Source organism: Paraburkholderia sp. (genome assembly GCF_034668105.1).
Lineage (GTDB): Bacteria > Pseudomonadota > Gammaproteobacteria > Burkholderiales > Burkholderiaceae > Paraburkholderia.
Genome location: NZ_JAXDPY010000573.1, coordinates 1 through 11,450, shown reverse-complemented (window position 1 = coordinate 11,450; position 11,450 = coordinate 1). Strand labels below are relative to the sequence as shown.

Annotated in this window: 15 protein-coding genes and 1 pseudogene; 13 read left to right on the top strand and 3 right to left on the bottom strand. The window is 61.6% G+C overall.

Going from position 1 to position 11,450, the window contains the following annotated elements:
- The 5 genes from QOC89_RS25510 to QOC89_RS25490 all read left to right on the top strand — a co-directional run.
- The coding region (locus QOC89_RS25510; RefSeq protein ID WP_323047555.1) for a cbb3-type cytochrome c oxidase subunit I at positions 1–920 on the top strand (920 nt) is incomplete at its 5' end.
- 117 nt (positions 921–1,037) lie between these two features.
- Entirely contained in the window at positions 1,038–1,172 is a 135-nt protein-coding gene (locus QOC89_RS25505) for a cytochrome oxidase small assembly protein (RefSeq protein WP_211607278.1), read from the top strand.
- Between the two features lie 41 nt (positions 1,173–1,213).
- Positions 1,214–1,828, top strand: a complete 615-nt coding sequence (locus QOC89_RS25500; protein WP_323047554.1) for a cytochrome c oxidase assembly protein — start codon at positions 1,214–1,216, stop codon at positions 1,826–1,828.
- A 34-nt stretch (positions 1,829–1,862) separates the two neighbouring features.
- Positions 1,863–2,072 (top strand): DUF2970 domain-containing protein, encoded by a 210-nt coding sequence (locus tag QOC89_RS25495; protein WP_323047553.1) that lies wholly within the window; start codon positions 1,863–1,865, stop codon positions 2,070–2,072.
- 132 nt (positions 2,073–2,204) lie between these two features.
- Complete coding sequence (locus QOC89_RS25490; RefSeq protein WP_323047552.1) at positions 2,205–3,062, top strand: cytochrome c oxidase subunit 3; 858 nt, start codon at positions 2,205–2,207, stop codon at positions 3,060–3,062.
- A 175-nt stretch (positions 3,063–3,237) separates the two neighbouring features.
- Here the strand turns inward: QOC89_RS25490 and QOC89_RS25485 are convergent, their stop codons facing one another.
- The gene (locus tag QOC89_RS25485) at positions 3,238–3,447 is read right to left on the bottom strand and encodes a twin transmembrane helix small protein (RefSeq protein WP_007179452.1); all 210 of its coding nucleotides are present in this window, start codon (positions 3,445–3,447) and stop codon (positions 3,238–3,240) included.
- 114 nt (positions 3,448–3,561) lie between these two features.
- On the opposite strand from QOC89_RS25485, the gene QOC89_RS25480 reads away from it, so the two are divergent.
- From QOC89_RS25480 to QOC89_RS25460, 5 genes are all read left to right on the top strand, one after another.
- Positions 3,562–4,278, top strand: coding sequence for an SURF1 family protein (locus QOC89_RS25480; RefSeq protein WP_323047551.1), 717 nt, complete (start codon positions 3,562–3,564; stop codon positions 4,276–4,278).
- A gap of 73 nt (positions 4,279–4,351) precedes the next feature.
- A complete protein-coding gene (locus tag QOC89_RS25475) occupies positions 4,352–5,014 on the top strand; it encodes an SCO family protein (protein WP_416340469.1) in 663 nt (220 codons plus the stop codon).
- 22 nt (positions 5,015–5,036) lie between these two features.
- Positions 5,037–6,146 (top strand): COX15/CtaA family protein, encoded by a 1,110-nt coding sequence (locus tag QOC89_RS25470; protein ID WP_323047550.1) that lies wholly within the window; start codon positions 5,037–5,039, stop codon positions 6,144–6,146.
- A gap of 6 nt (positions 6,147–6,152) precedes the next feature.
- The gene (gene cyoE, locus QOC89_RS25465) at positions 6,153–7,058 is read left to right on the top strand and encodes a heme o synthase (RefSeq protein ID WP_323047549.1); all 906 of its coding nucleotides are present in this window, start codon (positions 6,153–6,155) and stop codon (positions 7,056–7,058) included.
- Positions 7,059–7,063: 5 nt separating this feature from the next.
- Entirely contained in the window at positions 7,064–7,693 is a 630-nt protein-coding gene (locus tag QOC89_RS25460; protein WP_323047548.1) for an SCO family protein, read from the top strand.
- Positions 7,694–7,759: 66 nt separating this feature from the next.
- Here the strand turns inward: QOC89_RS25460 and QOC89_RS25455 are convergent, their stop codons facing one another.
- Entirely contained in the window at positions 7,760–8,050 is a 291-nt protein-coding gene (locus QOC89_RS25455; protein WP_323047547.1) for a YciI family protein, read from the bottom strand.
- 123 nt (positions 8,051–8,173) lie between these two features.
- Between QOC89_RS25455 and QOC89_RS25450 the strand changes: the two are divergent.
- Both QOC89_RS25450 and QOC89_RS25445 read left to right on the top strand, forming a co-directional pair.
- A pseudogene (locus tag QOC89_RS25450) lies at positions 8,174–8,743 on the top strand (methyl-accepting chemotaxis protein); the annotation flags it as partial.
- A gap of 135 nt (positions 8,744–8,878) precedes the next feature.
- On the top strand, positions 8,879–9,691 hold the full coding sequence (locus QOC89_RS25445; protein WP_323047546.1) for a MetQ/NlpA family ABC transporter substrate-binding protein: 813 nt from the start codon (positions 8,879–8,881) through the stop codon (positions 9,689–9,691).
- Between the two features lie 94 nt (positions 9,692–9,785).
- Here the strand turns inward: QOC89_RS25445 and QOC89_RS25440 are convergent, their stop codons facing one another.
- Complete coding sequence (locus QOC89_RS25440; RefSeq protein WP_323047545.1) at positions 9,786–10,715, bottom strand: bifunctional helix-turn-helix transcriptional regulator/GNAT family N-acetyltransferase; 930 nt, start codon at positions 10,713–10,715, stop codon at positions 9,786–9,788.
- 370 nt (positions 10,716–11,085) lie between these two features.
- On the opposite strand from QOC89_RS25440, the gene QOC89_RS25435 reads away from it, so the two are divergent.
- The coding region (locus QOC89_RS25435) for a GntR family transcriptional regulator (RefSeq protein WP_323047544.1) at positions 11,086–11,450 on the top strand (365 nt) is incomplete at its 3' end.

Below are 11,450 nucleotides of genomic sequence, written 5' to 3'. Positions count from 1 at the left end.
TCGATCGCCACTTCGGCACGTCGTTCTTCAACGCGGCAGGCGGCGGCGACCCGGTGATGTACCAGCACATTTTCTGGTTCTTCGGGCACCCCGAGGTGTACATCATGATCTTGCCGGCGTTCGGGATCGTGTCGCAGGTGATCCCGGCGTTCTCGCGCAAGCCGCTGTTCGGCTATAGCTCGATGGTCTACGCAACGTCGTCGATCGCGATTCTGTCGTTCATGGTCTGGGCGCACCACATGTTCGCGACCGGCATGCCGGTAACGGGCCAGCTGTTCTTCATGTACGCGACGATGCTGATCGCCGTACCGACGGGCGTGAAGGTGTTCAACTGGGTTGCCACCATGTGGCGCGGTTCTCTGACCTTCGAAACGCCGATGCTGTTCGCGGTCGGCTTCCTGCTGGTGTTCACGTTCGGCGGCCTGTCGGGTCTGATGCTCGCTATGGCGCCGCTCGACATCCAGTATCACGGTACCTATTTTGTGGTGGCTCACTTCCACTACGTGCTGGTGGCGGGATCGCTGTTCGCGCTGTTCTCCGGGTGGTACTACTGGGCGCCGAAGTGGACCGGCTGGATGTACAACGAAACGCGCGGCAAGATCCACTTCTGGGCGTCGATGTTCTTCTTCAACCTCGCGTTCCTGCCGATGCACTTCGTCGGTCTCGCCGGTATGCCGCGTCGTTATGCCGACTACCCGGCGCAGTTCACCGACTGGAACCAGGTTATTTCGATCGGTGCTTTCGGCTTCGGTCTGGCACAGGTCTACTTCCTGTTCGCGGTTGCATTGCCGGCGTACCGCGGCGGCGGCGACCTCGAAAAGGCTGGCGACAAGCCTTGGGACGGCGCAACGGGCCTCGAATGGACCGTGCCGAGCCCCGCCCCGTTCCACACGTTCGAAAACCCGCCGACCGTCGAGTAATCGGCATTCGGTGAGCTTGCCGGTTCTGGCGGCGGCGCTTCAATTGCCACCAGAACCAGGCAGCCGTGCGAGGCGTGGCAGCACCCGTGGTCACGAAAAGTATTCAGAAAGTCGAGCATGACGCGCAATCCTCAAGAAAGACGTACGCCCGAGCAGGTTCGAGCGGGCAACCGGCGGATCGGTATTGTGATGTTTGTCATCGCCGCGGCCTTTTTTGCGAGCGTCATCATTCATCAGAAGTGGTTCACCTGACGCGGTAGTTCGAGCCTGTGTGCAGGATTGTTGAGGATTAGATGTCGACGCAACCGCCGGCTCAAGCCGACCGCTCTTTTAACCGTTCGATGCTGATCAAGCTGTTCATCGTCGCGTTGATGATGTTCGGATTTGGTTTTGCACTGATACCGATGTACCGCGCAATCTGCGAAGTCACCGGCATCAACAACCTCGTGCAGCGTGATGCCACGGTGCGTGAGGCGAAGAATACGCAGGTCGACATGAGCCGCACGATTTCGATCGAATTCGATGCGAACGCGCGCGGCCCGCTGGGTTTCAAGCCGGAGCAGCGCAGTCTCGACGTGCATCCGGGCGAAGTGACGACGGTGATGTACGAGGTCAGCAACGAACAGGCGCGCACGATTCAGGCGCAAGCCATTCCAAGCTACGCGCCGAAGCAGGCAACCGAGTACTTCAAGAAGATCGAGTGTTTTTGCTTTACGCAGCAGACTTTGACTGCGAACCAGACGAAGCGGCTGCCGGTTGTGTTCGTGGTTGACCCGAAGTTGCCGAAGGATGTGAAAACGATCACGTTGTCGTACACGTTCTTCGAGTTGAATACGCCGGCAGCGGCGACGGCCGGGAGCGCAGCACCCACGGCCAATACGGCGGCAACCAGCGCCAATCCCGCCTGACGGCGTTTGCCGCAGGCGAAGGACGACGAAAGAGATGAGCGATAACGGCGGCAGTCCGCGCAAGAGCAGTTTTGGCCAGTCGATGAAAGCCGTGTTCTGGTCGTTCTTCGGGGTGCGTAAGCGTCGTGATCTGGAAGCGGACGCTGTGCAGTTGAACCCGCTGCATGTGATTGCGGCGGCGTTGATCAGCGCGGCAATTTTCATCGGCGTGCTGATCGTGATCGTGCGCCTGGTGGTGGGCTGAGACGCTTAGGCCGATGCGTGGTACAGGGCGAAGCAGAGCCCACGAATTAGAGTGAAGCGGTGCGGTATCGACGCGCCGCCGAAGATACAGCCGGAGATTCCGGAACAACTGGACTGAAGTGGAGAATCAAGAATGAGCGGTCAAAACGAGAGCCCGTACTATTTCGTACCGCATCCGTCGCGGCATCCGATCAGCGCCGCTACCGGGTTGCTGGTCATGCTCGGATCGCTTGCGGCCTGGATCAACGATCATGAACTGGCGCCGATCGGTGTCGTCGTTGGTTTGCTGTGGCTGCTCTATACGCTTTGGCACTGGTTCGGCGACGCGATCGCCGAGTCGGAAGGCGGCATGTACGGCAAGAATGTCGACAAGTCGTACCGCTGGAGCATGAGCTGGTTCATCTTCTCCGAAGTGATGTTCTTTGGTGCCTTCTTCGGCGCGCTGTTCTATGCACGCGAAATCGCGCTGCATCAGCTCGGCAGTCTCGACTACAAACTGATCTGGCCGGATTTCTCGGCGGTGTGGCCGAACAACGGTCCGGCGGCGCTGGTTTCGACCTTCAAGTCGATGCAGCCGTGGCCGGTGCCGACAATCAACACCGCGTTGCTGCTGTCCTCGGGCGCTACGTTGACGGTCTCGCACCATGCACTGCGTGAGAATCATCGCAGGAAGGCGATCATCTGGCTGGCGGCGACGCTGGTGCTCGGCGTCTGCTTCCTGTTCCTGCAAGGCTTCGAGTATTTCCACGCGTACAACGAATTGAACCTGACGCTCGCCTCGGGTGTGTACGGTTCGACGTTCTTCCTGCTGACGGGCTTCCACGGTTTCCACGTGTTCCTCGGCGGCACGATGCTGGCTGTGGTGCTGGTGCGGATGCTCCGCGGCCACTTCACCGCGGAGCATCACTTTGCATTCGAAGGCGCGGCCTGGTACTGGCACTTTGTGGACGTTGTGTGGCTGGGGCTGTACGTCGTCGTGTACTGGCTGTAACGCAGTCTGGCCTGCGCCCGCCGGTTTCCGGAGTGTGCGCAGGCCGTTCGCGCATCGCCTGTGACAGGCGCGGCGCACGAGCAGTACGCAGGTTATGCAGCGCCGCCCTCGACCCTGTCAGGGCGGCGTTTTGTTTAGCGAAGTGATCGCCGGTGTGAAATCTTTTCCGCCGAACTCAACGCCCGTAAGGAATACCGGTCGACTGAATCCAGCCCATCCAGTGAGCGAACAGGATGAACAGGAACAGCGAGATCGACAGGCCCACCCGCGTGGCGAGCGACCAGACCATCCGCTTGGTTTTGCCCTTGTCATGCATCATGAAGTACAGCGCCGACACCATGCTGGCGATGATCAGGACGAAGGCGATGGGAACGAGAATGTGCATGGAACCAACTGAAACCAGAAAGCGCAGAGGCAAGACGTTTATTATCGCACCGCGCGCCGGCGTCTGCCGTGGGTTCCAGGCGCCGTCGCAAGCGACGCGGGCGGAGTGTGTTCGATGAAATTCCGGCTCGTTCCCGCGCTGTTGATTTTGCTGGTGATTGTGGTGACCGTGCGGCTCGGTTTCTGGCAGCGCGACCGCGCCCATCAGAAGGAAGCGCTCGAAGCGCAGATCACGCAATTCGAAGACGCGCCCGCGCAGCCTGTGAACGCCGCGCCGGTCGACCTGAAGGACATCGAATTCCATCGCGTGAAGGCACGCGGCAGTTTCGTCGCGGACAAGGTTGTCTATCTGGATAATCGCCCGTATCACGACCAGCCGGGCTTTTACGTCGTGATGCTTTTCAAACTGGCCGACGGCGGTTATGTGCTGGTCAATCGCGGCTGGTTGCCGCGCAACATAAACAATCGCGAGACGATCGCGCCTTACGCGACGCCGCAAGGCGAGATCGAAATCGAAGGCATCGCGCGTGCCGATGCCTCGCGTGCTTTTGAATTGGGGCAGGGCGGATCGGCCGCGCACCAGAAGATTCGCCAGAATCTGGATACGGCCGCTTACGCCGCGGAAACCGGGCTGCCGTTGCAATCGTTCGTGATCCAGCAATTGAGCGACGACGGCGACAAGCTGGTGCGCGACTGGCCGGCGCCGACAAGCGGTGTCGATACCAACTACGGCTACATGTTCCAGTGGTGGGGCATGGCGGCCGCCGCGCTTGCATTCGGTTTGTACGCCGCGCGCCGTGCCGCGAAAAAAGAGCACGCCCCGGGCGTGTAACGTATCGCCTGCGGTTTCTCGTACGCCCGAACAAGGGCCTCGAAGCCGCGCACTCATTGAAAGAGGTTCTGTAGTGTCGACGCAATCTCCCCGTTCGCCGCAAGCCGGCAAACCCGCAACGCCGAAAGTGATACCCGGGCAACCCAATGGCCCGGGGTCGTGGCAGCGCGGCCGCTGGATGCTGTTGTTGCTGGCGGTCATCTGCGCCGCGCCGATCGTCGTGTCGTATTTCGTTTATTACGTGGTCAAGCCGGCCGGCGGCAGCACGAGCTACGGCACGCTGGTTCAGCCGCAGCGACCGATCCCCGAGTCACTCGTCGTCACGGGTGAAGACGGCAAGCCGCTCAAACTCGCGTCGCTGCGCGGCCGCTGGCTGCTGATCTCCGTCGACAACAGCGCGTGCGACAAAGCCTGCGTCACCAAGCTGTACTTCATGCGACAAATCCGCGCAGCTCAAGGCCCGGAACGCGAACGCGTCGTCGAAGTGTGGCTGCGCACCGATGCGGGCCAGGTGTCCGATGTGATACAAAAGGCCTACCCCGACACCAACATGCTGATTGCCGACCCGGCGCAGGTGTCCGCATGGCTGCCGACCGACACCGCCACTCAACTCACCGATCACATCTACATGGTCGATCCGAACGGCAATCTCATGATGCGTTTCCCGAAAGATCCCAATCCAAGCAAGATCAAGGGTGACGTGACCAAGCTGCTCAAGTGGTCGAGCATCGGCTGATGTCGCAACAAGGGTAAGAAAGATGTTCGTACTGGAACTCGCCCTGATCGGCTTGTGTATTGCGTTGTTGCCGCTGTCCTACGTGTGGGTCAAGGCCGACGACAACAAATTCCGCAAGCTGGTGTGGCTCACCACCTTCCTGACGTTGGACCTGGTGATGTTCGGCGGCTTCACGCGTCTTACCGATTCCGGTCTCGGCTGCCCCGACTGGCCCGGTTGCTATGGCACGTCGTCGCCGTTCATCGCGCACGCGGCGATTACCGCCGCGCATCAGTTGATGCCCACCGGCCCGGTCAGCATGACAAAGGCCTGGATCGAGATGATCCACCGTTACTTTGCGATGGCAATCGGCGTGCTGATCATCGCGCAGACCTTGATTACGTGGACGGCCCGTATCAAGCGCCGTCCGCTGCATGTATCGCCGTGGTGGCCAACTTCGCTGCTGCTGCTGATTCTCGTGCAGGGGGCGTTCGGCGCATGGACCGTGACCATGAAGTTGCAGCCGATCATCGTGACGACCCATTTGCTGCTCGGCCTTGCGTTGCTCGGCACGCTCGGCTGGCTGGCCGCTCGCCAAACGCCGCTGCCGGCTTATGAGCCCGAAGCCGCGCGCTGGCGTGCGGCGGCGATCGCCGGTCTCGTGCTGTTAGTGGCGCAGATCGCATTGGGCGGTTGGGTCAGCACGAATTACGCGGTGCTCGCCTGCACGGATTTCCCGACCTGCAACGGCCAATGGGTCCCGCCGATGGACTTCGCTCACGGCTTCCACCTGTGGCGCGCGCTCGGCATGACCGGCGACGGCGACATGATCACGCAAGACGCACTGGTCGCGATCCACTGGACACACCGCACGTTCGCGATCGTGGTGGTTGCCTATCTGCTGTGGTTCGCGCTGAAACTGCGCCGTTTCGAGTCGCTGCGGCGGCCGGCCAACGGCGTGTTGCTGGTGGTGCTGATCCAGTTCATCACCGGTTTGTCGAACATCGTCCTGCAATGGCCGTTGCCCATTGCGGTTGCGCATAATGGGGGCGCCGCGATCCTGCTGCTGCTGCTCGTTATGTTAAACTTTCGGATCGCTTATAGCCGTCCCGGCCGCGCCGTGTTGCCTGCGCGCGATGCCGCGCCAGCGTGACCCCACATGGACAGCACAACTCTCTCCCAAACGCCCGGTAGCCGGGTCTCCCAGTACGTCGCCCTGACAAAGCCGCGCGTCACGCAGCTCGCTGTGTTCTGCGCAGTCATCGGCATGTTTCTGTCGACGCCCGGCATGGTGCCGTGGACCGTCCTGATCGGCGGTACCGTCGGCATCTGGCTACTGGCCGGTGCGGCGTTCGCCATCAACTGCCTGATGGAACAGAAGATCGACGCAAAGATGCGTCGTACCTCGTGGCGGCCGTCCGCGCGTGGCGAAATCACCACCCCGCAAATCCTGCTGTTTTCAGCGGTGCTTGGTGGCCTTGGCATGTGGACGCTCTACACGTTCGCCAATCCGCTGACCATGTGGCTCACGCTCGCCACTTTCGTCGGCTATGCGGTCATCTACACGCTCCTGCTCAAACCGGCCACGCCACAGAACATCGTGATCGGCGGGGCGTCGGGCGCGATGCCGCCGGCGCTCGGCTGGGCCGCCGTCACCGGCCACGTGCCGGGCGACGCGTGGATTCTCGTGCTGATCATTTTCGTATGGACGCCGCCGCATTTCTGGGCGCTCGCGCTGTATCGCCGTAAAGACTACGAAAACGCCGGTCTGCCGATGCTGCCGAATACGCACGGCGAAAAATACACGCGCCTGCATATTCTGCTGTACACCGTGATCCTGTTCGCGGTCACGATGATGCCGTTCATCTCCGGTATGAGCGGCGTGGTGTACCTCACGGCGGCTGTGTTGCTCGGCGCGGTGTTCCTCGCGTATGCGTGGAAGATCTATCGCGAATATTCCGACGACCTGGCGCGTAAGACCTTCCGTTACTCGATCGTTTATCTGTCGCTGCTGTTCGCCGCGCTGTTGATCGACCACTATGCGCGCGTCGTGATCGGCGCGTAACACCCATGCTTACACAACGCTTTGTGGGCACGGCGCGTGCCGCCGCGCGTGTCGCCGTGATTGCCTGCGCACTTGGTGGCGCGTTGCTGGTCGCGGGCTGCGGCAAGCAGCCGCCGGCGTTCACGAATCTCGACATCACCGGCAACACGCAATTCGGGAGTGACTTCTCGCTGCCCGACACGTCCGGCAAGATTCGCACGATGGCGGATTACAAGGGCAAGGTGGTGGTCCTGTTCTTCGGCTACACGCACTGCCCGGACGTCTGCCCCACCACGATGGCCGAGCTCTCGCAAGCGCTCCAGCAACTCGGTCCGGAAGACGCGAAGCGTGTGCAGGTGCTGTTCGTCACCGTCGATCCCGACCGCGACACGCCGGCTTTGCTCGCGCAATACGCGCCGGCGTTCAACCCGACCTTCGTCGGTTTGCGTCCGGCCGATCAGGCGCAACTCACCAAGATCACGAAAGACTTCCGCGTCTATTACGCGAAAGTGCCAGGCAAGACGGCCGATAGCTACACGATGGATCACACGGCGGCGAGCTATGTGTTCGACACAGACGGCAAGCTGCGTTTGTTCGCGCGCGACGGCCAGGGCGCCACGCCGTGGGTGCACGACTTCAAGCTGTTGCTCGATTGATGCAATGATGCCGACGGGCGCGTGCATCTGCCGCGCGCCCGTATTCAATTTCCTTCGCTGTATCCCTCAAGCCGGCATTGGCAAACTCATTCCCGGGGCTAGCCGCGTCGCCTTGAACTCCGTTACTTCGTAACGTGCAAGCTTCTGCTCGGCGAACGGGTCGCTGGCGAGAATCTCATCCAGCTTGTCGCGCTCGATACGCACCGCCAGAATGATGCCGCCGTCGCGCGGTACCTTCGGTCCGGCGGCCACGAAGACTCCTGCTTCGAACTGCCTGGTCAGAAAAGCGCGATGCGCTTCGAGTGCGTCGTCCACGCGTTCGAGCGATGCGGTGTAGATGAGATTGATGACGTACATGAGTGTTCTCGTAAGCGATTGAATGGGCTCGCGTGGGTTCGCGGCACGACCGTCGATTATCTGTCAGCGGACGACTCATTGCGCGCGGTCAACGTCGGCACATCCTTCTCTTGTGATCGTTTGCAGATCGCCGACATCATCGGTGTGATCGAAGGCATCGCGTTCCAGACCACTATTCTGGCGCTGAACGCAGCGGTCGAAGCCGCGCGCGCCGGCCAACAGGGCCGCGGCTTCGCGGTCGTCGCGGGCGAGGTGCGCAGTCTCGCGCAGCGCTCGGCAACGGCGGCCAAGGAGATCAAGCAGTTGATCGGCGCGTCGGTGGAGCGCGTGCAAAACGGTTCGACACTGGTCCAGCAGGCCGGCACGACGATGAGCGAAATTCTGCAAGCGGTGCAGCGCGTCACCGACATCATGGGAGAGATCGCGGCGGCGTCCGAGGAGCAGAGCAGCGGTATTTCGCAGGTGGGCCGCGCGGTCACGGAGATGGACGAAGTGACGCAACAGAACGCGGCGCTGGTCGAACAGGCGGCCGCCGCGGCGGCTTCGTTGCAGGATCAGACAGGGCGTTTGCGCGACACGGTGAGCGCGTTTCGCGTGAACGGCGCCGCCGCCGTGCCGCGATGGCGGGGCCAAGGTGACAATGTGCTGCGTGTCCTGCACGCGGTCCCGTCCCGCGCCGTTGCAGAGGCATAACCATATGCGATCGTGATATTTCCCATCTCGCCGGGCATATGAGACCATTTGCGGTCCAGTTGGGGGCACATCCACAAGATGCACGCCGCCGGCTTCCACCCGAATCTGACATCGATCAGAGAAAGCGAGAATCACATGCAGCGCAGAACCATCCTCAAAGCCCTCTCGGCAGTGGTCGCCGGCGCGGCGATCGTCACCAGCTTCGGCGCTCATGCCGACGACAAGGTGATCAAGGTCGGTACCATCGGCGGTCCGGACGCGCAAATCTGGGAAGTCGTCACGAAAGTGGCGAAGCGTGAAGGACTGAACGTGAAGGTGGTCGAATTCAACGACTACGTGCAGCCGAACGCCGCGCTCGATGCCGGCGATCTGGACGCCAACAGCTTCCAGCACCAGCCGTACCTCGACAGCCAGGTCAAGCAGCGTGGCTACAAGATCGTCAATGCGGGGCTGACGTATATCTCGCCGCTCGGCATCTATTCGAAGAAACTGAAGTCGCTGAAGGATCTGGCGCAAGGCGCGAAGATCGCGGTGCCGAACGATCCGTCGAACGAAAACCGCGCGCTGCTGCTGTTGCAGACGCAAGGCGTGATCAAGCTGAAGGCGGGCGCGGGCACGAACGGCAACAACGCCACGCCGCTCGACGTCGCGGAGAATCCGAAAAAGATCAAGCTGGTTGAACTCGACGCAGCCCAACTGCCGCGCTCGGTGTCGGATGTCGACGCTGCCGCGATCAATACGAACTTCGCGCTGGCCGCCGGTCTGCAGCCGAGCAAAGATGCGATCGCGCTCGAGGATATCCACAGCCCGTACGCGAACCTGATCGCCGTGCGCACGCAGGACAAGGACAAGCCGTGGGTCAAGAAGCTGGTTGCGGCTTACCAGTCGGAAGACGTGCGCCAGTTCATCAAGACGCAATTCAAGGGTTCCGTGGTGCCGTCGTTCTAAGCAGCCACGTCGGCCATGTTTGACCGGCCGCAAAACAAAAAACGCCACGGCGACAAACCGTGGCGTTTTTTTATGCATCGCGGCTTCGCTACCGCTAAACCAACTCCAACTCCCATCGTTCGATCGTCAGATTCTTGCCGAAGCGCCGCTCTGCCGTCGCGCAGGCGAGTCTGAAGCCCGCTCGTTCGCATAGCCGTCGCGGCGCTTCAAGCGTGCTGGCCGTGGTCAGCGTGAGCTTGGTGTACCCCGCGCGTCCGGCGAAGCGCACGCATTCGCCGATCAATTGCGTGCCGATACCAAGACGCTGCACGTCCGGCTCGACCCACAACAGCCGGACGCCCGCCACCGTCGTCGACACCCCGACGATGCACACCGAGCCGACCACCATGCCTTGCTGATCGGCGACCCAGCACATCTCGCGCACCGGATCGTTGCGTTGCGAGTAATCGGCGACGATGCGCGCGAGCAAGCCTTCGAACGATTGATCCCAGCCGTATTGGGCGGTGAACCACTGCGCCTGTCGATGCACGAGCCAGCCGCATTCGCCGGCACGCGGTTGCCGAAGGATCACGGGTTCGTGCTGCGGCTTGCCGTCGAGCAGCCGCTCGATCACCTTCATCGCGGTGATCAACTGGTCCTGGGAGAGCGCCGTGAGCCCGTTCAGCAGCGCCGATACTTCGTCGATTGCGGCTGTCTCGAGCGGCGCATAGGCCGCGTGGCCCTCGTCGGTGAAAGCGATCAGCGATTGGCGCGCGTCCGAGTCGGACGGGTGCCGTGTGATCAGGTTGCGTCGTTCGAAGCTGGTCAGAAGGCGGCTGAGATAGCCACTGTCGAGGCCGAGGTTGCGCCCGAGTCCCGAGGCCGTCTGCGCGCGTCCGCGCGACAGCTCGTGCAGTATGCGCACTTCCGTCAGTGAAAAGGCGCTCTTTGCCAAATGCTCGTGCAGTGCGCCAATGTGCTGGGTATAGAAGCGGTTGAAATGGCGAACGGCCTGAGCGCGCCGTAGCGCCTCGGAATCTGTCAAAAGCGGCTCCCCGGGGGAATTTTTCTGGCTTGTTGCCCACCACTATATTGGAAGGCAACTTATTAAAAAAGTACGCCCCCGCGGAGTGGGTCGAACTGGTATCAAAAAGGTATCGTTCCCGTATGCCGATCCTCTCAATAAGGGCCCGTGTGAATCCTGGAAACGGCAGCCTGTATGCCCCATAGGGGTAAATCCCGATCCCCGGAAGCCTCTATCCGACACCCCCAAATCACCCTCTGAAGCCTGTCCAGCAAGGCTTTCGGCTGATCCGTACCAGCATGAGACCAGTCGATTGACTGGTATTATGTTGGTTATATAATGGGCTCTCATTTTCGTAGGCCGCACTTCTCGAGACGACCGCCGGAGCCCCATGGAAACTCGCTGGTCCGCACTGATGCCTGACGCTCGCAACGTCACGCCGCTCTATCTGCAGCTCGCGCGCAATCTGGCGACAGCGATCCACTGTGGCGTGTGGTCGGCGGGTGAAGCGCTGCCGTCGGAGCGCACGCTCTCGGATGCGATCGGCGTGTCGCGCATCACCGCGCGCAAGGCGATCGAACTGCTGGTCGAGCAAGGTTTGATCCGGCGGGCGCGCGGCGCGGGCAGCTTCATCACGCCGCGCGTCGAAGACCCTTTATCGCGGCTCACCGGTTTCACGAAGAAGATGCAGCAACGCGGGTTCCGGCCGGATTCGGTGTGGCTCGAGCGCGATATCCGCGCCGCCAACCGTGACGA